Origin of the sequence: Burkholderia sp. IMCC1007, from assembly GCF_027257875.1 — a bacterium.
In the GTDB taxonomy this organism is placed as follows: Bacteria; Pseudomonadota; Gammaproteobacteria; order Burkholderiales; family Burkholderiaceae; genus Burkholderia.
Window position 1 is genome coordinate 150,422 of the sequence record NZ_JAPVQY010000006.1, and the last position, 20,046, is coordinate 170,467.

The 20,046-nt window shown below is 66.3% G+C and carries 20 protein-coding genes; 8 read left to right on the forward strand and 12 right to left on the reverse strand.

The window, feature by feature from the left end; genetic code table 11:
• Positions 1–21 precede the first annotated feature (21 nt).
• From O1Q03_RS08535 to O1Q03_RS08545, 3 genes are all read right to left on the reverse strand, one after another.
• A complete protein-coding gene (locus tag O1Q03_RS08535) occupies positions 22–363 on the reverse strand; it encodes an NIPSNAP family protein (protein ID WP_269502771.1) in 342 nt (113 codons plus the stop codon).
• Positions 364–377: 14 nt separating this feature from the next.
• Positions 378–2,159, reverse strand: coding sequence for an FAD-dependent oxidoreductase (locus O1Q03_RS08540; RefSeq protein WP_269502772.1), 1,782 nt, complete (start codon positions 2,157–2,159; stop codon positions 378–380).
• Between the two features lie 82 nt (positions 2,160–2,241).
• On the reverse strand, positions 2,242–3,084 hold the full coding sequence (locus O1Q03_RS08545; RefSeq protein WP_269502773.1) for an SDR family NAD(P)-dependent oxidoreductase: 843 nt from the start codon (positions 3,082–3,084) through the stop codon (positions 2,242–2,244).
• A gap of 184 nt (positions 3,085–3,268) precedes the next feature.
• Here O1Q03_RS08545 and O1Q03_RS08550 point away from each other — a divergent pair, with 184 nt between their 5' ends.
• Positions 3,269–4,165 (forward strand): helix-turn-helix domain-containing protein, encoded by an 897-nt coding sequence (locus O1Q03_RS08550; RefSeq protein WP_269502774.1) that lies wholly within the window; start codon positions 3,269–3,271, stop codon positions 4,163–4,165.
• A 36-nt stretch (positions 4,166–4,201) separates the two neighbouring features.
• Here O1Q03_RS08550 and O1Q03_RS08555 read toward each other — a convergent pair whose 3' ends face one another.
• The 9 genes from O1Q03_RS08555 to O1Q03_RS08595 form a co-directional block, all read right to left on the reverse strand.
• Positions 4,202–5,662 carry an NAD-dependent succinate-semialdehyde dehydrogenase gene (locus O1Q03_RS08555; RefSeq protein WP_269502776.1) on the reverse strand — a complete coding sequence of 487 codons (1,461 nt, stop codon included), beginning with the start codon at positions 5,660–5,662 and terminating at the stop codon, positions 4,202–4,204.
• 184 nt (positions 5,663–5,846) lie between these two features.
• Positions 5,847–6,554, reverse strand: coding sequence for a GntR family transcriptional regulator (locus O1Q03_RS08560; protein ID WP_269502777.1), 708 nt, complete (start codon positions 6,552–6,554; stop codon positions 5,847–5,849).
• Positions 6,555–6,565: 11 nt separating this feature from the next.
• Entirely contained in the window at positions 6,566–7,654 is a 1,089-nt protein-coding gene (locus O1Q03_RS08565) for an ABC transporter ATP-binding protein (RefSeq protein WP_269502778.1), read from the reverse strand.
• 11 nt (positions 7,655–7,665) lie between these two features.
• Entirely contained in the window at positions 7,666–8,466 is an 801-nt protein-coding gene (locus O1Q03_RS08570) for an ABC transporter permease (protein WP_269502780.1), read from the reverse strand.
• 1 nt (position 8,467) lies between these two features.
• Complete coding sequence (locus O1Q03_RS08575) at positions 8,468–9,352, reverse strand: ABC transporter permease (protein WP_269502781.1); 885 nt, start codon at positions 9,350–9,352, stop codon at positions 8,468–8,470.
• A gap of 141 nt (positions 9,353–9,493) precedes the next feature.
• Positions 9,494–10,534: an ABC transporter substrate-binding protein gene (locus O1Q03_RS08580; protein ID WP_269502782.1), complete on the reverse strand. Its 1,041-nt coding sequence runs from the start codon at positions 10,532–10,534 to the stop codon at positions 9,494–9,496.
• A gap of 181 nt (positions 10,535–10,715) precedes the next feature.
• On the reverse strand, positions 10,716–11,672 hold the full coding sequence (locus O1Q03_RS08585) for a flavin reductase family protein (RefSeq protein WP_442865772.1): 957 nt from the start codon (positions 11,670–11,672) through the stop codon (positions 10,716–10,718).
• Between the two features lie 215 nt (positions 11,673–11,887).
• Positions 11,888–12,574, reverse strand: coding sequence for a GntR family transcriptional regulator (locus O1Q03_RS08590; RefSeq protein ID WP_269502785.1), 687 nt, complete (start codon positions 12,572–12,574; stop codon positions 11,888–11,890).
• A gap of 137 nt (positions 12,575–12,711) precedes the next feature.
• Positions 12,712–13,002 carry a DUF1330 domain-containing protein gene (locus tag O1Q03_RS08595; RefSeq protein ID WP_269502786.1) on the reverse strand — a complete coding sequence of 97 codons (291 nt, stop codon included), beginning with the start codon at positions 13,000–13,002 and terminating at the stop codon, positions 12,712–12,714.
• 109 nt (positions 13,003–13,111) lie between these two features.
• On the opposite strand from O1Q03_RS08595, the gene O1Q03_RS08600 reads away from it, so the two are divergent.
• From O1Q03_RS08600 to O1Q03_RS08630, 7 genes are all read left to right on the forward strand, one after another.
• Positions 13,112–13,714 (forward strand): amino acid synthesis family protein, encoded by a 603-nt coding sequence (locus O1Q03_RS08600; protein WP_269502787.1) that lies wholly within the window; start codon positions 13,112–13,114, stop codon positions 13,712–13,714.
• Positions 13,683–14,501, forward strand: a complete 819-nt coding sequence (locus O1Q03_RS08605) for an alpha/beta fold hydrolase (protein WP_269502788.1) — start codon at positions 13,683–13,685, stop codon at positions 14,499–14,501. The genes O1Q03_RS08600 and O1Q03_RS08605 overlap by 32 nt, the downstream gene beginning before the upstream one ends.
• Before the next feature lie 2 nt (positions 14,502–14,503).
• Positions 14,504–15,439 (forward strand): flavin reductase, encoded by a 936-nt coding sequence (locus O1Q03_RS08610; protein ID WP_269502789.1) that lies wholly within the window; start codon positions 14,504–14,506, stop codon positions 15,437–15,439.
• 11 nt (positions 15,440–15,450) lie between these two features.
• Positions 15,451–16,488 carry an LLM class flavin-dependent oxidoreductase gene (locus tag O1Q03_RS08615; protein WP_269502790.1) on the forward strand — a complete coding sequence of 346 codons (1,038 nt, stop codon included), beginning with the start codon at positions 15,451–15,453 and terminating at the stop codon, positions 16,486–16,488.
• Between the two features lie 12 nt (positions 16,489–16,500).
• Complete coding sequence (locus O1Q03_RS08620) at positions 16,501–17,970, forward strand: aldehyde dehydrogenase (RefSeq protein WP_269502791.1); 1,470 nt, start codon at positions 16,501–16,503, stop codon at positions 17,968–17,970.
• Between the two features lie 114 nt (positions 17,971–18,084).
• Positions 18,085–19,497, forward strand: a complete 1,413-nt coding sequence (locus O1Q03_RS08625; RefSeq protein WP_269502792.1) for a purine-cytosine permease family protein — start codon at positions 18,085–18,087, stop codon at positions 19,495–19,497.
• Between the two features lie 15 nt (positions 19,498–19,512).
• Positions 19,513–19,902, forward strand: a complete 390-nt coding sequence (locus O1Q03_RS08630) for a carboxymuconolactone decarboxylase family protein (RefSeq protein WP_269502793.1) — start codon at positions 19,513–19,515, stop codon at positions 19,900–19,902.
• The last annotated feature ends 144 nt before the right edge of the window (positions 19,903–20,046 follow it).

A 20,046-nucleotide genomic window follows, 5' to 3' on the forward strand; every position in this document is an offset into this window, starting at 1 on the left:
CCCGGTTTCATCGCGGTGCGCTCAGCGCGTCAGATACGCGAGGCTCGGAAAATCGACGCGGCGGATGATGCGGCTTTCCTGCGCGACGATCAGATGGCCGGACGCCTGCAAATAGGCCGGCCACTCCGGGTCGGCATCGCGCGCGGTGCGCCGCGCGTCGTAGTCGGCAATACTGTCGTAGCCCCACAAGTGCACGACCTGGTTCAGCGCGCCGATGTCGCTCGTGTAGAACCCGACGGGCGGGCCGAGGTACTTCACCTGGATCGGCATCGCATGGCGGTCGAAGATGTCGAGGAATTCGGCCATGCCGCGCGGACGGATCGTATAGATGCGGTGGTCGATGAAGGCTTTGGATGGGTGCATGGTGTGCTCCGGGGTCAGGCGGTCGCGCGTGCGGCGGCGCGGCGCGTTGCAGCAGTGGCGGTGGCAGCGGCAGCGGCAGGCGCCGGCTCGGCGAGCCCCGCGATGTGGCGCGCGCTCAGATAGCCGAACGTCATGATCGGCCCGAGCGTGATGCCGGCGCCCGGATAGTTGCCGCCCATGATGCTGGCGCGGTCGTTGCCGACCGCGTACAGGCCCGCCACCGGCCGGTCGTCGGCCGCGAGCACCTGGCCGTGCACGTTCGTGCGAATGCCGTCGAAGGTGCCGAGATCGCCCATCAGGACTTTCAGCGCGTAGTATGGGCCTGCGCCGAGCGGCGCCACGCACGGGTTCGGCCGATGAGCCGGATCGGCGAGATAGCGGTTGAACGACGTGGTGCCGCGCCCGAACTCGGGATCCTCGCCGCGGACGGCGCCTTCGTTGTAGCGCCGCACCGTCGCCTCCAGGTTCGCGGCATCGATGCCGGCCTGCTGCGCCAGCTCCGCGAGCGTGCGGCCCTTCACGAGATAGCCGTTGCGCAGCAGCGGCCCGAGCGGCACCGGCGCGGGCTTCGCGAAACCCAGCCCGTATTTGCGGATCGTCGCGTGATCGCAGACGAGCCACATCGCCGTCTCGGTGTCGCCGCTGCATGCGTCGACCATCGCCGCGCCGACGTCGTGGTACGAATTCGATTCGTTGGTAAACCGCTTGCCGTGACGGGTGACGCCAATGATGCCCGGCTTGTAGCGGTCGAGCAGATGCGGAAACACGCCGAAGCGGCCGTCGCCGAGCGGCACGCGCGAGACCGGCATCCACGCGGCCGGCTCCGGATAGCGAATCTCGACGCGGCCGCCGACATGCTCGGCGAGCTTCGCGCCATCGCCGGTGTTGCCGGCGGGCACCGGCGACACATGCTCGCCGCCGCGTGCGACATGCGGATACGCACGCGCGATGCGCGCGACATCGTGCGAGAAGCCGCCGCTTGCCAGCACCACCGCGCGCCGCGCCGTGATGCGATACCCGGCGCCGTCGCGTTCGACTGCCGCACCGACGACGCGACCGTCGTTCACGACGAGCTCGCGCGCCGCGGTATGCGTGAGAATCGGGATGCCGAGATCCAGTGCCGACTTCGCGAGCCGCGCCGCGAGCGCGTTGCCGCTCGTGATCTGGACGCCGCGCCGATACAGCGCGAGGTCCTTCAGGTGCGAAGCGAGCCGTTTCGTCACGTACCACGCCGATTTCAGCGACCGCGTCGCATTGAAGAAATGCTTGAGATCCGCGTTGGACGAATTGAACATCATCCCGATGAACGTGATGGTCTTCAGCGGCGGACGCAAGCGCTCGAGATCGCGGCCGAGCCGGCGCGCATCGTAGGGGGCGGCCACCACCGAGCGGCCGATGTCGACGCCGCCCGGCCGATCCGGGTGATAGTCGGGATAGAGCGTCGGCACGAATTTCACTTCCGTTTCGCGCTCGAAGAATTCGAGCATCCGCGGACCGTGCTCGAGAAACGCTTCAATCGCTTCGTCGTCGTAGAACGCACCGGTTTCGCCGCGCAGATAGGTGCGCGCGGCCTCCCGCGCATCATGCACGCCGTTCGCCGCCGCATGACGGTTGCCGGGAATCCACAGCACGCCGCCGGAAAAAGCCGTCGTGCCGCCAAAGCAGCCTGCCTTCTCGACGACGATCACGTCGAGTCCGGCCTTGCGCGCGGTGATGGCGGTGGACAGGCCGCCCGCTCCCGCTCCGATCACGAGCAGGTCGCACGTGACATCCTTCGAACGCCGCTGGTCGCTCATCGCGTTCTCCTCCAGTGATAGGGCTGCGCCGCGGCGTCGCTCGAAGGGCGACGGTTCGCGCGGCGCGAGCCGGGTCGTTGAATTACTTCGCGGCAGCGCCGGCGCCGGCTTCATAGCCCGGGCGCGGCACGAGATCCATCAGCATCGCGTCGAGGCCGCCGTCGACGACGAGCTCCGCGCCGTTCACGTACGCCGCGCGCGGACTCGCGAGAAACGCGACGACGTTCGCGATGTCGTCGGGGCGGCCGATGCGCCGGCTGGCCGTCATCGCGCTGCGGCGCGCTTCGATGTCGCCGTTCGCATAGAACGACTCGGACAACGGCGTGCGAATCATGCCGGGGCACACGGTATTGCTGCGCACGCCGCGCGGCCCCCACTCGGCCGCCAGTTGCCGCGCCAGCATCGCGACGGCCGCCTTGCTCGCGCTGTAGGCGCCGCTGTGCGTCTGCGGATGACGCGCCGCGATGGACGCGACATGCACCAGCGAGCCCGAGCCGCGCGCGAGCATCGCGCGTCCGAATGTTTGCGCGCACAGCATGTAGCCCGTCAGATTGACCTGCAGCATCGCGTTCCACGCATCGAGGTCGATCGTTTCGATGCCGCCGGCACGCAGCAGGCCCGCGTTGTTGACGAGCACGTCCGCGGGGCCGAGGTCGCGCTGCACGCGTTCGGCCGCATGAGCGACGCTGGACGGATCGCCGATGTCGCATGCGATCGCGACGGCGTCAGCGCCGGCGGCACGCAACTGCTCGGCCAGTGCGATCGTCTTGTCCGCATCGCGATCGAGCAGCGCGACGCGTGCACCGGCCGCGACGAAGGTCTGCGCGATCGACGCGCCGATGCCGCCGGCCGCGCCCGTCACGACACAGGCCTTCCCGTCGAGCTGAAGCCAGTTCGGTTGATGTTCGTTTGCGTCGGAGCTCATGTTAGTTGTCCTTCAAATGCGGTTGTGTCATGTTCCAGTGAATGCCGAACCGATCGTTCGATCCCGGCCGCGATGCGCGATGCACACGCCGCGCCGTTGGGAAAAGTATAGAAGTGCGGCGCCGGCGGAAACTGGACAAACGCCGCAAGCAGCAGGACAATTTGTACACAGGAGGCCAGACGGCATGAGGAGAATCCCTAACTACGACCTGTACGGCGAATCGGCCCGCCCGCCTTGGTACGACGCGTTCAACTTCGAATGGATACACGAGCGCAGCCGGCCCAACGACTGGCATATCGCCGCGCATCGCCACGATGCGCTATTGCAGATTTTGTACATTCGAAGTGGCAGCGGGCACGTCGTGATCGAAAGCGACAAGCTGCCGTTCGTGCCGCCCTGCCTCGTGCTGCTCCCCGCGCAAACCGTGCATGCGTTCGAGTTCTCGCCGCAGATCGACGGCCTCGTGATCACCGTCGCGCAGCGGGCGCCCGATGCGTTGCTGAAGGTGGTCGCGCCCAACGTGCTGCCGGTGCTGCAACGCGCCGCAGTGATTCCGGTCAAGGGGGCGGACCCGAGCGGGTCGATGCTGATGCCGCTGTTCGCATTGCTCGAACAGGAGTTTCGCGGCGCGGCGCGCGGTCGCGGCGCGGCGGGGATGGCGCTGCTGGTTGCGTTGCTCGTTCATGTCGCGCGCTTGAGCGATCTCGCGGCCGCCCCGTCGCATACGGGCACCGATCGGCGCGGCACGCTGCTGCGGCGCTTTCGCGAACTGATCGCCGCGCACTTTCGCGAGCACCAGCCGGTGGAGTTCTACGCCGAACGGCTCGGCGTGACCGCCGCGCAGCTCGCGCGCGTGTGCCGCGAAACGCTCGGCACCTCGACGACGGCCGTCATCAACGAACACGTGATCCGCGAGGCGCAGCGCGACCTCGTCTACTCGAACCTGAGCGTCAAGCAGATCGCGCACGAGACGGGCTTCGTCGACAGCGCGTACTTCAGCCGCTATTTCCGCAAGCAGACCGGGATGACGCCCGGCGAATTCCGCGAGTCCGCCCATCGCGACCTGATGCTCGGGCCGTAGCGAACGGGCGGCAGCGCGTGCTGAATGACCCGACGATCAAACAGCCATGCACAGATACTTGATGACCAGATAATCATCGATCCCGTAGTGCGACCCTTCGCGCCCCAGCCCCGACTGCTTCACGCCGCCGAACGGCGCGACCTCGTTCGAGATGAGGCCCGTGTTGATGCCGACCATCCCGTATTCGAGCTGCTCGGCGACCCGCCACACGCGCCCGACATCGCGGCTGTAGAAGTAAGCGGCCAGCCCGAACTCGGTGTCGTTGGCGAGCTTCACCACCTCGTCGTCGCTCGAGAAACGAAACAGCGGCGCGAGCGGGCCGAACGTCTCTTCTCGCGCGACGTCCATCTGCGCGGTGGTGTTCAGCAGCACCGTCGGCTCGAAGAAGCCATGCCCGAGTGCGTGCCGCTTGCCGCCCGCCGCGAGCGTCGCGCCTTTGCCAACGGCATCGGCGATGTGCGCTTCGACCTTGGTCAGCGCCGCGTCGTTGATCAGCGGCCCCAGCGTCACGCCGCTTTCGGTGCCATGCCCGACCTTCAGTTCCTTCACGGCCTCGACCAGCTTCGCGGCGAACGCATCGTACACGCGGTCATGCACGTAGAAGCGATTGGTGCACACGCACGTCTGCCCGTTGTTGCGGTACTTCGACGCGATCGCGCCTGCCACCGCGGCATCCAGATCGGCATCGTCGAACACGATGAACGGCGCGTTCCCGCCCAGTTCGAGCGTCACCTTCTTCACCGTCGGCGCGCTTTGCGCCATCAACAGCCGGCCGACGCCCGTCGATCCGGTAAACGAAAGCTTGCGCACGACCGGGCTGCTCGTCATGGTGGCGCCGATCGCCTTCGGGTCGCCGGTGACGATATTGAGCACGCCGCTCGGCACACCCGCGCGCTCGGCGAGCACGGCCAGCGCGAGCGCCGAAAACGGCGTGGCCTCGGCGGGCTTCACGACGATCGGGCAGCCGGCGGCGAGCGCCGGGCCGACCTTGCGCGTGATCATCGCGTTCGGGAAATTCCACGGCGTGATCGCCGCGCATACGCCGATGGGCTCCTTGATCACGACGAGACGCTTGTCGGCCGCGGGCGTCGCGAGCGTATCGCCCGCCACGCGCTTGCCTTCTTCGGCGAACCATTCGATGAACGACGCGCCGTAGACGATCTCGCCCTTCGCCTCGGCAAGCGGCTTGCCCTGCTCCGCGGTGAGGATCAGCGCGAGGTCGCCGGCGTGTTCGATCATCAGCTCGTACCAGCGGCGCAGGATGCGCGCACGCTCCTTCGCCGTCGTCGCGCGCCACGCGGGCCATGCGGCATTCGCGGCATCGATCGCGCGCGATGTCTCGGCTTCGCCCATCAACGGGACGCTGCCGAGCGTGGCGCCCGTTGCCGGATCGAGCACGCCGAAGCTTGCGCCCGAGTCGGCCTCGCACCATTGCCCGTCGATATAAGCGTGCTGACGCAACAGCGCCGGGTCCTTCAACAGCGTTTTCAATTCCACGATGATCGTTCCTTCCGGAGATAAAAAATGCGTGTGTCGGACCGGGCATAACCCGGTCCGTAACAATTCAATCGGCGATCGGCTGTGATTCAGCGCGCCATTTCGGTATGCGAATGAGTTGCATCGCGGTAAAACCGGATTCCGCGCGATACGCATCGCGTCAGCGCCTGCGAACAGAAACGCATCAGCCGGCCTGACGCCAGCACACACTCTCATGCCCCTGGGTCAGCAGCTTGCGCGCGATTTCGGCCACGCGGTGCACGTGCGCGACGGCGGCCGCGCGCGCCGCGGCGCCATTGCCCGTCGAGATGCCCGCGAGAATCGCGCGCATCTCGTCGACCGCCTGCGTGCCGCGATCGTCGGACGCGATGGTCAGCGCACGCAAGCGGTTGATGCGCGCGATCAACGACTGCACGATCTCCCACGCGACATGCTTCTTCCCGGCGATGAACATGCGCTCATAGAACGCCGACGTGAGCTGCTTCACCGCCTGATGATCCTGCGCGTTGAATGCCTGCTGGATCTGGCCGATGCACGTCGAAAGATCCGCGACGAGCGACGCGTCCGCATGCTGCGCGCAAGCCATCGCGGCCTCGCCCTCCAGCAGCGCACGAATCTCGTAGATCTCGGCCGCCGTGTCGAAGTCGAGCACGGCGACGATCGGCCCCTGGTTCGGCAGCGAAGCGACGAGGCCTTCCGTTTCCAGATGCCGCAGCACCTCGCGCACGACCGTTCGGCTCACGCCGAGGATCTCGCAGAGCGAGCGTTCGACGAGCCGCTCGCCCGGCTGGAAATGCGCGTCCAGGATCGCGCTGCGCATTTTCTCGAGCGCGAGCTCGCGCAGCGTGGCGGTGGGCCGCTGGACTTTCAGTGACGGCAGTGCGGGACTCATGATCGCCGCCGTCAGGCTTGCGCGAACAGGCGCACGTCGCGCGTGTCCCAGTCGACGAGCGCCTGCGCGCCGATCACGATGCCGCTGTCGTGGCGATGCGCGGCCGGCATCCGGATCGAGATCTCCTGCTGCCACGGCGTCGCCACCGCGTAGTGCATCGCATCGCCGAGATAGGTGACGTCGCGCACGGTCACCGGCAGGCCGGCCGCGCCGCCCGCGCGTTGCAGCGAACTCAGGCGCATCTGTTCCGGGCGGATCATCAGCGCGCCTTCGTCGCCGACGGCAAGCGCCGGATGACACGCATCCGACGCCGTTTCGAGGCCGTTGGGCAGCACGCCGCTCATGCGGCCGCCGCTGTGCTTGGTGACCTTGACCGGCAGGAAATTCGAATTGCCGATGAAGCTCGCGACGAAACGCGACGCCGGGTTCGCATACAGTTCCTCGCCGGTGCCGACCTGCTCGATGCGGCCCTGGTTGAACACGGCGATGCGATCCGACAGACGCAGCGCCTCCTCCTGGTCGTGCGTGACGTAGAGGATCGTCACGCCGGTCTCCTGATGAATGCGGCGCAGCTCGAGCTGGATTTCCTCGCGCAGCTTCTTGTCGAGCGCGGACAGCGGCTCGTCCATCAGCAGCACGGGCGGATCGTAGGCAAGCGCGCGCGCGATGGCGACGCGCTGCTGTTGTCCGCCGGAGAGTTGCGCGGGCATGCGGTCGCGGCACTCGGCCAGATGCACGAGCTTCAGCATCTGCTCCACTTTCGCGCGGATTTCGGCTTCGGGCCGGCGGCGCACCCGCAGCGGAAACGCGACGTTCTCGCCGACGGTGAGATGCGGGAACAGCGTATAGCGCTGAAACACCATCCCGATGTTGCGCTGGTTCGGCGCGACCGCCAGCAGCGGCTTGCCGTCGAGCAGCACGCGGCCGTCGGTCGGCTCCTGGAAGCCCGCGACGATGTAGAGCGTCGTGCTCTTGCCCGAGCCCGACGGCCCGAGGAAGGTCATGAATTCGCCCTTGCGCACGTCGAGCGAAACCTGGTCGATCGCGACGACGTCGTCGTAGGTCTTGCGCAGGCGCTGGATTTGCAGGAAAGCAGTCATGGCGGGTTACCTCAGTGAGCGCGTGCGCGGCGCACCACGGCGCCCGCCAGCATCAATACGGTCGTCAACCCGACGAGCAGCGACGATGCGGCCGCCACGACGGGAGTCAGGTCTTGCCGCAACGTCGCCCAGATCCGCACGGGCAGCGTTTGCAGCGTCGGGCTCGACATGAAGATCGACACCACGACTTCGTCCCACGATGCGAGGAACGCGAAGATCGCGGCGGCAAACAGGCCGAGCCGGATCGCGGGCAGCGTGACGCGCAACTTCACCGTGAGCGGCGACGCGCCGCAGATCAGCGCCGCGTCTTCCAGCGCGGTGTCGAAGCTCACGAGCGAGTTGCTGATCGAGATGATCGAGAACGGCAACGCGATGATCAGGTGGCCGATCACGAAGCCGGTCATCGTGCCGTTCAGCCCGATGCGCAGGAAGAACGCATAGAGCGCGACGGCGAGCACGACGACGGGCAGCACCATCGGCGTGAGGAAGAAGCCCCGCACCGCCTCGCGGCCGCGAAACTTGCCGCGCACCAGCGCCAGCGACGCGAGAAAGCCGATCGACACGGACAGCACGGTGACGATCACCGCCAGCTTCACGCTGGTCAGCAGCGAATCGATCCAGCCCGCATCGGTGAAAAGCTGCCGATACCATTCGAGCGTCCAGCCCGGCGGCGGGAAGATCAGCCACTGCGAATCGCCGAACGACAGCGCGACGATGAAGACGATCGGCAACAGCAGGAACAGCGAGACGGCCGCGCCCACGGCCACGAGTATCCAGCGCAGCGCGCCCAGGCGATCGAAATCGAGCAGCATCTCAGCGACCTCCGGTAGTAGCGCGCGCACTGTTCGCGAAGCGCAGTTGCAGCGCATAGAGCCCGAGCGTCACGGCGAGCAGCACGCATGCCGCGGCACCGGCGAGGCCCCAGTTCAGCAGTTCCTGCACGAGCTGCGCAATGAGCTCGGCAAGCATCATGTACGACGGACCGCCGAGCAGCGTGGGCGTGACGAAGTAGCCGAGCGCCATCACGAACACCATCAGCGCGCCCGACGCGACGCCCGGCATCGCGAGCGGCACGAGGATGCGCCAGAACGCCTGCCAGCGGCTCGCGCCGCATACGGCCGCGGCGCGCAGCGTCGACGGGTCGATGCCGCGCAGCGTCGCATGCAGCGGCATCACGAGAAACGGCAGCATGATGTACGTCATGCCGATCGTCACGCCGGTGAGGTTGTTCACGAGCGACAGCGGCTCGTGGATCACGCCGATCGCCATCAGCGCGCGGTTGATCGGCCCGGTCTGCTGCAGCAGCACCATCCATGCGAACGTCCGCGCGAGCAGGTTGGTCCACATCGACAGCAGCAGGATCGCGAACAGCACGGAACTGAGCCTGCGCGGCGCGATGGCGAGCAGCCACGCCATCGGAAAGCCCACCAGCAGCGTGACGAGCGTCACGACCGTCGCGACGAGAAACGTATTGCCGAACACGCGCAGATACGTCGTCGATCCGAGCAGTTGCTCGTAGTTGTGCAGCCCCGCCGTCGGCTCGAGCACGCTGCGCAGCAGCAGCGACAGCACCGGCAGCAGGAAGAAGATCCCGAGCAGCAGCATCGCGGGTGTCAGCAGCCGGATGCTGCGCCAGTCGCGCCGCTTGCGCTCGGCCGTCGCGGGCGGATGGGCGACGGTACTCAGTACGTTGGGCATGGTGTCTCCTGTGTCGGCCACGGTCGGCGCGTCAGCGCGCGCTACCGCGGCCCCATGCAGATGCGTTGCTCGACCGGGCCGGCTCGCATCGATCTGCAATCCTGATCGAAACGCGGGCCGGCACGGTTTCTCCGGGCCTGCTTACTTCGATTGCCACGCGTACCAGCGCTTCGCGATCGCATCGCGGTTCTCCGCCCAGTACTTCATGTCGAGGTTGATCTGCGACGTCTTGTACTGATCGGGCAGCGTCTTCGCGATCGCCGGCGGCATCAGCGCGGCCGACTTCACGTTGATCGGCGCATAGCCGGTATCGGCCGCGAACTTCGCCTGCGCCTGCGCACTCGTCGCGGCGGCCAGGAACTTCATCGCCGCGTCGCGATGCTTCGCGCCCTTCGGAACCACCAGCATGTCGGCGGCGGTCAGGTTCTGGTTCCACGAGATGCCCACCGGCACGCCGGTCTGCGCGAGCGCATGCAGGCGGCCGTTCCAGAACATGCCGACCGGCGCTTCGCCCGACGCGAGCAGCTGCTGCGACTGCGCGCCGCCGCTCCACCAGACGATGTCGCCCTTGATCGAATCGAGCTTCTTGAACGCACGATCGAGGTCGAGCGGATACAGCTTGCTGGGCGCCACGCCGTCGGCGAGCAGCGCGATTTCGAGCACGCCCGGCGCCGACCACTTGTAGAACGTGCGCTTGCCCGGGAAGCGCTTCGTATCGAACAGGTCCGCCCAGTTTTGCGGCTGCGCGGCGCTGTACTTCGCCTTGTTGTAGCCGAGCACGAACGAGTAGTAGAAGCTGCCCACCGCGGACGCCGTCGTGAAGCGCGGGTCCAGGTCGGCCTTGTTCACCACCGAATAGTCGATCGGCTCGATCAGCCCGGCCTTTTGCGCGGCGTACGCGAAGTCGCCCTCGACGTCGACCACGTCCCAGCTGACGTTGCCGCTCTCGACCATCGCCTTGAGCTTGCCGTAATCGGTCGGCCCGTCCATCAGCACGTTGACGCCGCTCGTCTGCGCGAACGGCTGCGCCCAGTCCTTCTGTTGCGACGACTGGGTCGTGCCGCCCCAGCTCGTGAACACGATCGGGTCCGCGGCCAGTGCCGGCGCCGCGCAAAAGGCGGCCAGCGAAACGATACAGCCCAGACGCGATGCTGCGAAACGCGGGATGCTTCTGCTGCTCATGGTTTCTCTCCAAGGGGAAACGGATGGGGCTCGCGGCCACCGGGACGGCGGTCATTCGAGCGCGCGTATTCAGGCCGGCGACGTCAGCCGTGCCGGCTTCTCGATCTTGTTTTCATGGCTTCGCCGCGGTCTCGCGGGTATCGCTGCGGCCCGCGCGGCCCGCCGGCATCGGCCGGCGCCGTCAATGCGCGTGGGCCAGCGCCTGCACCGTGCCGGCTTCCGCATTGCCGACGTAGATGCCGTACGCGTCCTGCCTGCGTTCGCGCGCATAGCGTTCGAGCATCGAGCGCACCGCGTGATCGGTGATCTCGTCCCACGGAATCTGCCAGAGCGGCACGATGCGAATGCTGTCGTCGAACCACGGCGAAGCGGTCGGCAGCACGCGGCCGCGGTAGTAGACGTGAACGCCCGGCTCGCGCTCGCCGGCCGCCTCGAACACGGCAAACAGGAAGTCGAGATGCGCATTGAGGCCGAGCTTCGCGAGCACGCCGCGCAGGCTCGCCGCATCATTCGCCGGCTCCAGCTTGATGCCGGTCGGCAAGCGCAGGCCCTGCGGCGTATCGACGAGCACGAGCCCGTCGCGATGTTCGAGAATCGCGCCGACATGCGTGCGCGCGCCGGCGGCCGACAACGCATCCTGCGACAGGCTGAAGTTCACGTACGCGCCGCGGCAATAGCCGAGCGGCGACGCATTCGTCTGCACGAAATCGACCACGCGTCCGATCAGGATGATGTGGTCGCCCGCGTCCACGACGTCATGCGTGCGGCAGTCGAAGCTCGCGGCCGCATCGTGGATCACCGGCGCGCCCGTCTTGCGCGTGCCCCACGGCACTTGCGCGAACTTGTCCTGCGCCTTCGACGCGAACACGCCCGACACGTCCGCCTGGTTTTCCGCGAGCACGCTCACCGCAAACCGTTGCGTGGCGGAGAACACGGCATGGCTCGACGCCGTCTTCGCGATGCACACGAGGATCAGCGGCGGGTCGAGCGATACCGACGTGAACGAGTTCGCGGTGAAGCCGCGCGGCGACCCGTCGGCCTGGATCGTCGTGACGACCGTCACGCCGGTGACGAACGCACCCAGCGCGCGACGGAATCCGACGATGTCGAATGGCTGTTCGGCGATTTGTCCGGTCATCGACTCAGTCATGGCGTGCTCCCGTGATCACTCGTTACTCGATGAGATTATGGTATGCCATCTTATGGCCCACAACAATGATCATCGTATTATGGAATACCATGAGTCGAAATCGACAGACGAAACACAGACAAAACAAAGGGCCGCCGGCATTGCGTGCCGGCGGCCCTTGCTGGTTGCGCGGCGCGGGCCGAAGCCCGCGCGCGTGAATCCGATCAGTCGTCGGTCGCTGCGTCGTTCTGCTGCGCGAGCGCCGACAATGCCAGCTCGGAAACCCGTTTGATGTGCGCGGCGGACGCTGCGGCCGCCGCGTCGCCGTCGCGCCGCTCGATCGCGTCGAGCAGGCGGTTCATCTCGCTGTTCGAATCGCTGCCGCGCCCCGGCATCGCGATGGTCAGCGCGCGCAAGCGGTTGATCCGCGCATTGAGCGTCTTGACGACCGTCAGCGACACCTGCTTGCCGGCCGCCTCGAACATCGTTTCATAGAAGCGCTCGGTGTATTCGAGCACGCGCGGCAGTTCCTGCTTCTCGAATGCGTCTTCGATCGTCGCGCGAATTTCGCGCAGCTGCTGCACGACCTCGGGTGTCGCGCCCTCGGCGCAAGCACGCGCGGCGTTGGCTTCGAGCAGGCCGCGCAGTTCGTAGATCTCGCCGACTTGCGCCGGATCGAGCCGCGCGACCACCGGCCCTTGCCGCGACACCGTCTCGACGAGCCCTTCGGTTTCCAGGTGCCGCAGCACCTCGCGGACCACCGTGCGGCTCACGCCGAGTTCGTCGCACAGCGTGCGTTCGACGAGCCGCGCGCCGGGCCGGAAATACCCCTGCACGATCGCGCCGCGCAGTTTGTCGAGCGTCAGTTCGCGCAGGGTCTTGGCATTGCGGTCGATTTTGAGGTCTTGCATGGGCGGCACTCTGAAAACTCGGAAAACGATTGTTGATATGTGGCCCGCCGTCGGCCAGGCGCCGGGCGCGGACATGGAATGCCATATTATGACCTAACTGTCGTCACGCCTTCCATACCGCGCCCGCCGTCGCGCGGTCAGTCCTCCAGCCCTTCGACGATCGCGATCTGCGCGCGGCAATGCCCGTCGCGCTTCGCCTTGGCCGCCTGATATTCCGGCGAGTGATAACAGGCGAGCGCCGTCTGCATGTCGGCAAACCGGATCACCACGTGGCGCTCGAACGATTCCCCTTCCAGCACCTGCGATGCGCCGCCGCGCGCGAGAAAAACGGCGCCGAACTTCCTGAACGCCAGCGGCGCGATCTCCGTGTAGTCCTTGTATTTCGCGGGGTCCAGCACCTGCACGTGGGCAATCCAGTACGCAGTCATTTTCATCTCCACTGTCGGGAAGGTTCGAGACACGGGTTAACACTCATGGCATGCCGTAACATGGTATACCACAATGATTCACACATTCAACGCACGAAAGGAAGGTGCCATGAGCCTGATTCGGAAATCCGTCCTCCATGTCGAGACGCTCTATGTCGATGGCGACAAGGTCGCTGCCAAACCGCTGAAGATGATCGGCGCCGTCGCCGTGATCAAGAACCCGTGGGCCGGCCGCGGGTACGTCGAGGACCTGTCGCCGGAGATTCGCGCACTCGCGCCGCAACTGAGCGAACACCTGACCAGGCTGATCCTCGACGAAGCCGGTTCGGGCGACGCGGTCGAAGCGTTCGGCAAGAGCGCGATCGTCGGCCTCGACGGCGAAATCGAGCATGCGTCCGCGCTGATCCACACGCTGCACTTCGGCAATACCTATCGCACGGCCGTTGGCGCGAAGTCGTACCTCGCGTTCAACAATACGCGCGGTCCGGCCAATGCGCCGCTGCTGATCCCGATGATGGACAAGAACGACGAAGGCCGTCGCTCGCATTACCTGACGCTCCAGTTCTCGATCGCGGACGCACCGGCCGCCGACGAACTGGTCATCGCCATCGGCGCCGCCACCGCCGGCCGCCCGCATCACCGCATCGGCGACCGCTACAAAGATCTCGCAGAGCTCGGAAATGACGTCAAGAACCCTGCAGCTGTCAAATAACCGCGTCGCGCACTATCTCGACCACGGTGCCGGCGAACCGCTGGTGCTGATTCACGGGGTCGGCATGCAGGCGAGCGCGTGGTATCCGCAGATCGACGATCTGTCGCGTGAATTCCGCGTAATCTCGGTCGACATGCCGGGCCACGGCACGAGCGATGCGCTCGACGCCGATGCCGAGCTGCAGCAGTTCGTGCAGTGGGCGATCGAGTTCATCGACGCGTTGCAGGTCGGCCCCGTCAACCTGGCCGGCCATTCGATGGGCTCGCTGATCGCCGCCGGCGTCGCCGTGACGCGGCCCGACCTGGTCAAGCGCGTGGCAGTCCTGAACGGCGTGTACCGCCGCACGGAGCAGGCACGCGAAGCCGTGCTGCAGCGCGCCGCCGAACTGCGCTCGGGCACCATCGACGTCGATACGCCGCTCAAGCGCTGGTTCAACGCCGACGAAGCGCAGCAAGCCGCCGCGCGCAAGGTGGAAGCGTGGCTGCAGTCGGTCGACCTCGCGGGCTACGCCACCGCGTACACCGCGTTCGCGAAGGGCGACGAAGTGTATGCCGACGGCTGGCACCGGATTGCCTGCCCCGCCCTCGTGCTCACCGGATCGGACGACCCGAACTCGACGCCCGAGATGGCGATGCAGATGGCGCGGGCCGCGCATGACGGGAAAGCCGTCGTGATCGAGAACGAGCGCCACATGGTGAACCTGACCGCGCCCGAGCACGTCAACCGCGCCCTGAGAGCCTGGTTGCAGACCGAGCCCCAGGCGGAAACCCTGAAATCGGAAGTGTGAACATGAGCCAAGCAACCAGCCAGGAAGCTGCGACGATCAACACCCGGGAGCTGCGCGATGCGTTCGGCGCATTCATGACCGGCGTGACGATCGTCACCACCACGCGCGACGACGGCCAGCCGCTCGGCTTCACCGCGAACTCGTTCTCGTCGGTGTCGCTCGACCCCGCGCTGCTGCTCGTCAGCATCGCGAAGACGTCGAGCAATTTCCAGACGTTTTCGACCACGGGCCATTTCGCGATCAACATCCTCGCGGAGGGGCAAAAGGAGCTGTCCAATACCTTTGCGCGGCCGAGCGACGACCGCTTCGCGAACGTCCGCTGGCACCTGAGCGCGCATCGCAATCCGCTCGTCGACGACGTCAGCGCGTGGTTCGACTGCACGACGCACACGGTGATCGATGCGGGCGATCACGCGCTGATCGTCGGCAAGGTCGAGGCGTTCCATTCCGCCGGTTACGCGGGGCTCGGCTACTACCGCGGCGGCTATTTCACGCCGGCGAAGCTGTCGGCCGAAGTCATCGCCGGCCCGAAAGTCATCGTCAGCGCGATCATCACGCGCGACGACAAGGTCTTGATGGTCAGGATCGCTGACGGAAAATGGGGGCTGCCTTCGAAGCAAATCGGCAACGAAGGCGCGGACAAGGCGCTCGCCGAACTCTTCAGACAATACCAGCCGGATGCATCGGCGAGCTTCATTTATTCGGTCTACAACAATACCGAAACGCACTACCAGTACATCTCGTTCCTCTGCAGCGCACCGGACGAAGCGGCCGCCGCCGGCGAATTCGTGAGCCTCGACGACATCGAGGCCGACGCGTTCCAGGACAGCGCGCTCGCCAGCATGCTCGAACGCTATCGCAAGGAGAGCCAGCTGAAGAGCTACGGCCTGTACTTCGGCGATCACAGCACCGGCACCGTCCGCCCGCTTCTTTCCTGAAAGGTCACATCATGCGTTTTTCGCTTTTCGTTCACATGGAGCGCGTCTCCGACCAGACCAGCCAAAAGCAGCTGTACGACGAAATGGTCGAGCTGTGCCAGATCGCCGATCGCGGCGGCATGCACGCCGTCTGGACCGGCGAGCACCACGGGATGGACTTCACGATCGCGCCGAACCCGTTCATCAACCTCGCCGACCTCGCGAACAAGACCCGGCGCGTGCGGCTCGGCACGGGCACGGTCGTCGCGCCGTTCTGGCACCCGATCAAGCTCGCCGGCGAAGCCGCGATGACCGACATCATCTCGGGCGGCCGCCTTGAACTGGGCATCGCACGCGGCGCATACTCGTTCGAATACGAGCGCCTGGCGCCGGGCCTCGACGCGTGGGGCGCCGGGCAGCGCATGCGCGAGCTCATTCCGGCCGTGAAGAAGCTGTGGGAAGGCGATTACGCGCACGAAGGCGAGTTCTGGCAATTCCCGTCGACCACGTCGTCGCCGCAGCCGCTGCAGCAGCCGCACCCGCCGATCTGGGTGGCCGCGCGCGACCCGAACAGCCACGAGTTCGCGGTCGCGAACGGCTGCAACGTGCAGGTCACGCCGCTGCATCTGGGCGACGAGGAAGTCGAGAAGCTCGTCGGCCACTTCAACGCAGCGTGCGAGAAGTTCAGCGACGTGCCGCGCCCGCAGATCATGCTGCTGCGTCATACCTATGTGGCGAGCAGCGAGGCGGACGCGCAGGTCGCGGCAGATGAAGTCAACGTGTTCTACAACTACTTCGGCGCGTGGTTCAAGAACGAGCGGCCGGTCAGCCGCGGGATGATCAAGCCGCTCACCCGCGACGAGATCGCCGCCCACCCGTTCTACACGCCCGAAGCGATGCGCAAGAACAACGTGATCGGCACGCCCGCGGAAGTCATCGCACGCCTGAAGGCTTACGAAGCGCTGGGCTTCGACGAGTACTCGTTCTGGATCGACACCGGGATGAGCTTCGAGCGCAAGAAGGCGTCGCTCGAGCGGATGATCCGCGACGTGATGCCCGCGTTCCAATGAGGTGCTGACGACATGAATGGTCCTTTTCAGCTGTATATCGACGGCCGCTTCGAGCCGGGCGCCGCGACGTTCGGCAGCATCAATCCGGCGACCGGCGCCGTGTGGGCGCAGATGCCGGAAGCCCGTACCGACGAGGTGAACCGCGCGGTGGCGGCCGCCGGCCGCGCGTTGACCGATCCGCGCTGGGCGGGCCTGTCCGCGTCGGCACGCGGCAAGCTGCTGTACAAGCTCGCCGATCTCGTCGAGCAGGCCGCACCGCGACTCGCTGAAATCGAAACGAACGACACCGGCAAGATCATCCGGGAAACGTCGAGCCAGATCGCGTACGTCGCCGAGTATTACCGGTACTACGCCGGCATCGCCGACAAGCTCGAAGGCAGCAGCATCCCCGTCGACAAGCCCGACATGCAGGTGTGGCTCGACCGGCAGCCGGTCGGCGTGGTCGCCGCGATCGTGCCGTGGAACAGCCAGCTGTTCCTGTCCGCGGTCAAGGTCGGGCCCGCGCTGGCCGCCGGCTGCACGCTGGTGCTCAAGGCGTCCGAGGAAGCGCCGGGGCCGTTGCTCGAATTCGCGCGCCTCGTGCACGAAGCGGGATTCCCGCCGGGCGTCGTCAACGTCATTACCGGCTTCGGCCCGGAATGCGGCGCGGTGCTGAGCGGCCACCCGGACGTCGACAAGGTCGCGTTCACCGGCGGCCCGGAGACGGCGCGCCACATCGTGCGCAACACGGCGAACAATCTCGCGAAGGTGTCGCTGGAGCTCGGCGGCAAGTCGCCGTTCATCGTGTTCGCCGATACCGATATCCAGAGCGCGGTGAATGCGCAGGTCGCCGCGATCTTCGCGGCGAGCGGCCAGAGCTGCGTGGCCGGCTCGCGCCTGCTGATCGAGGCATCGGTCAAGGAGCGCTTCCTCGCGCTGCTGGTCGAGCGCGTGTCGCGCATCCGCGTGGGCTCGCCCAACCAGATGGAGACGGAATACGGGCCGCTGTGTACCGAGCGGCAGCTTCGCAACATCGAGGCGGTGGTTGCGAGCTCGGTGCATCAGGGCGCGAAAGTGCTCGCGGGCGGCAAGCAGCTGGAGCGCGACGGCTATTACTACGCGCCGACGATTCTCGACTGCACCGGCGTCGAGCACGCCGACAGCATCACGACGGAACTGTTCGGCCCGGTGCTGTCGGTCGATACGTTCGAGTCCGAGCAGGAAGCGATCGAGAAGGCCAACGGTACGGCCTATGGCCTCGCCGCCGGCATCTTCACGACCAACCTCACGCGTGCGCATCGCGTGTCGAAGCGCGTGCGCTCGGGCATCGTGTGGATCAACACCTATCGGGCCGTATCGCCGCTCGTGCCGTTCGGCGGCTTCGGCCTGTCGGGCCACGGCCGCGAAGGCGGCCTGAGCGCCGCGCTCGAATACACGACGACGAAGTCGGTATGGCTTCGCACGTCGGACGAGCCGATCAGCGACCCGTTCGTGATGCGTTGAGCGGGCCGGCATTCGCCGGCAAGACCGACTCGAAGCCGACCAGACCCTGCCCTGCCCTGCCGCACCGAGGCGCGCGCGTGGCGGGGCGGGGCCGGCAATAAAGATGGAGACACCATGAAGCAAGCGGAAAACGATAACGGCGTTCTCGCGATCGAGAGCAACTCGATCGAGTATGTTCCCCCGGAGGCGCGGCACGGCAAGCCGGCCGACCTGTTCACCCTGTGGTTCTGCACGAACGTCGCGCCGCTGGCCGTGATTTCCGGCGCCACGTCGGTGCTGGTGTTCCACCTCGATCTGGTGAGCGCGATTCTCGCGATCGCGGCCGGGCAGTTCTTCGGTGCGATCTTTCACGCGCTGACCTCCGCGCAAGGGCCGCTCGTCGGCGTGCCGCAGATGATCCAGAGCCGCGCGCAGTTCGGCCGCTACGGGTCGCTGCTGGTCGTGGGCTTCACCACGCTGATCTACCTCGGCTTCTTCGTGTCGAACATCATTCTCGCGGGCAAGACGCTCCATACGGCCGTGCCCGCGGTGCCGGTGCACGTCGCGACGGTCATCGGCGCGGTGCTCGCGACGCTGGTCGGCGTGATCGGCTGCCACTTCATTCATCGCTTCAACAAGATCGGCGCGTGGTTCATGGGCGGTGCGCTCGTGATCGGCATCGCGCTGATGGCGCCGAGCCTCGACGCGCGGATCTTCGCGCAGGGTCATTTCGATCTCGCGAACTGGTTCGCGATGTTCGGGCTGTGCGCGGTGTGGCAGATCAGCTTCGCGCCGTATACGTCCGACTACTCGCGCTATCTGCCGACGTCCGCCGGATTCGGCACGACCTTCGCGTACACGTACTTCGGCACGTCGCTCGGCACGATCTTCGCGTTCCTGTTCGGCGTGCTCGCCGTCAGCACCGGGCATTCGACCGACGCGATGCAGGCGATCCGCGACCAGACCGGCGCGTTCGGCTACGTGCTGATCTTCCTGTTCCTCGTCAACATCATCGGCCACAACGGGATGAACCTGTATGGCGCGGTGCTGTCGTTCATCACCGCCGCGCAGACCTTCCGCCCGCACTGGATGCCGGGCCGCAACGTGCGCGTGGCCGTGTCGGCGGTGCTGCTGGTCGCGTCGACGGCGACCGCGCTGTGGGCGTCGAGCAACTTCATCTCGATCTTCCTGAACGCGATCTTCGCGCTGCGCATCGTGCTGGCACCGTGGATCGCGATCAACCTGATCGACTTCTATCTGATCAACAAGCGCCACTACCGCGTCGCGGAAATCATCAGCAGCAATGGCGGCGTGTACGGCGCGTTCAACGTCAAGGCGCTGGCGATCTACGTGTTCGGCATTGCCGTCCAGGTGCCGTTCGTGGACGAGAGCTTCTTCCACGGCCCGTGGGCATCGATTCTCGGCGGCGCGGACGTGTCGTGGATGGTAGGCCTCGTCGTCACTGCGCTGGCCTGCTACCTGTTCGCGTCGAAGAACGGTTCGCATTCGCGCCGTGGCTGTACCGCCACTGCCGAAGCGTTGAAATAACAGAGGAATTCAAGCATGAACGAAGATGATGCGCTGTTTCAGAAGGGGTTGCCGATTCGCCGCGAAGTGCTGGGCCCCGAGTATGTCGATGCGTCGATGGAAAAGGCCGACGCATTCATGATGTCGTTCCAGCGCGCGACCACCGCGTGGGCATGGGGCTGGGCCTGGGGCGACGACACGCTCGATCGCAAGACGCGAAGCCTGTTGAATCTCGCGATGCTCACCGCCGGCGGGCATACCAATGAGCTGAAGCTACATGTCAAGGGGGCGCTGAACAACGGCGTGAGCGTCGAGGAGATCAAGGCGACGCTGCTGCATGCGACCGCTTATTCCGGCATCCCGCACGGGCTCAGCGCGTTCAAGGCCGCGCATGAAGTGCTGGTGGCGGAAGGGGTGTTGAAGTAAGTGACGTGCGATGCGCCGGGGTTCGTCCGACAAAAAGTCCCGTATAGTCGTACATCGAAAGGCGGAGGCCGAATCCGCACGCCTTTGGCGAGGACCTCCGAATGGGGCAACTTGGCCAGCGAGATCGATGCGCAGATCAAGGCG

What these genes read in the sequence shown, in the direction of transcription:
- O1Q03_RS08535 (WP_269502771.1), bottom strand. Translation starts at nt 363, where the DNA reads ATGCACCCATCCAAAGCCTTCATCGACCACCGCATCTATACGATCCGT.
- O1Q03_RS08540 (WP_269502772.1), bottom strand. Translation starts at nt 2,159, where the DNA reads ATGAGCGACCAGCGGCGTTCGAAGGATGTCACGTGCGACCTGCTCGTG.
- O1Q03_RS08545 (WP_269502773.1), bottom strand. Translation starts at nt 3,084, where the DNA reads ATGAGCTCCGACGCAAACGAACATCAACCGAACTGGCTTCAGCTCGAC.
- O1Q03_RS08550 (WP_269502774.1), top strand. Translation starts at nt 3,269, where the DNA reads ATGAGGAGAATCCCTAACTACGACCTGTACGGCGAATCGGCCCGCCCG.
- O1Q03_RS08560 (WP_269502777.1), bottom strand. Translation starts at nt 6,554, where the DNA reads ATGAGTCCCGCACTGCCGTCACTGAAAGTCCAGCGGCCCACCGCCACG.
- O1Q03_RS08565 (WP_269502778.1), bottom strand. Translation starts at nt 7,654, where the DNA reads ATGACTGCTTTCCTGCAAATCCAGCGCCTGCGCAAGACCTACGACGAC.
- O1Q03_RS08570 (WP_269502780.1), bottom strand. Translation starts at nt 8,466, where the DNA reads ATGCTGCTCGATTTCGATCGCCTGGGCGCGCTGCGCTGGATACTCGTG.
- O1Q03_RS08575 (WP_269502781.1), bottom strand. Translation starts at nt 9,352, where the DNA reads ATGCCCAACGTACTGAGTACCGTCGCCCATCCGCCCGCGACGGCCGAG.
- O1Q03_RS08580 (WP_269502782.1), bottom strand. Translation starts at nt 10,534, where the DNA reads ATGAGCAGCAGAAGCATCCCGCGTTTCGCAGCATCGCGTCTGGGCTGT.
- O1Q03_RS08585 (WP_442865772.1), bottom strand. Translation starts at nt 11,672, where the DNA reads ATGACCGGACAAATCGCCGAACAGCCATTCGACATCGTCGGATTCCGT.
- O1Q03_RS08590 (WP_269502785.1), bottom strand. Translation starts at nt 12,574, where the DNA reads ATGCAAGACCTCAAAATCGACCGCAATGCCAAGACCCTGCGCGAACTG.
- O1Q03_RS08595 (WP_269502786.1), bottom strand. Translation starts at nt 13,002, where the DNA reads ATGACTGCGTACTGGATTGCCCACGTGCAGGTGCTGGACCCCGCGAAA.
- O1Q03_RS08600 (WP_269502787.1), top strand. Translation starts at nt 13,112, where the DNA reads ATGAGCCTGATTCGGAAATCCGTCCTCCATGTCGAGACGCTCTATGTC.
- O1Q03_RS08605 (WP_269502788.1), top strand. Translation starts at nt 13,683, where the DNA reads ATGACGTCAAGAACCCTGCAGCTGTCAAATAACCGCGTCGCGCACTAT.
- O1Q03_RS08610 (WP_269502789.1), top strand. Translation starts at nt 14,504, where the DNA reads ATGAGCCAAGCAACCAGCCAGGAAGCTGCGACGATCAACACCCGGGAG.
- O1Q03_RS08615 (WP_269502790.1), top strand. Translation starts at nt 15,451, where the DNA reads ATGCGTTTTTCGCTTTTCGTTCACATGGAGCGCGTCTCCGACCAGACC.
- O1Q03_RS08620 (WP_269502791.1), top strand. Translation starts at nt 16,501, where the DNA reads ATGAATGGTCCTTTTCAGCTGTATATCGACGGCCGCTTCGAGCCGGGC.
- O1Q03_RS08625 (WP_269502792.1), top strand. Translation starts at nt 18,085, where the DNA reads ATGAAGCAAGCGGAAAACGATAACGGCGTTCTCGCGATCGAGAGCAAC.
- O1Q03_RS08630 (WP_269502793.1), top strand. Translation starts at nt 19,513, where the DNA reads ATGAACGAAGATGATGCGCTGTTTCAGAAGGGGTTGCCGATTCGCCGC.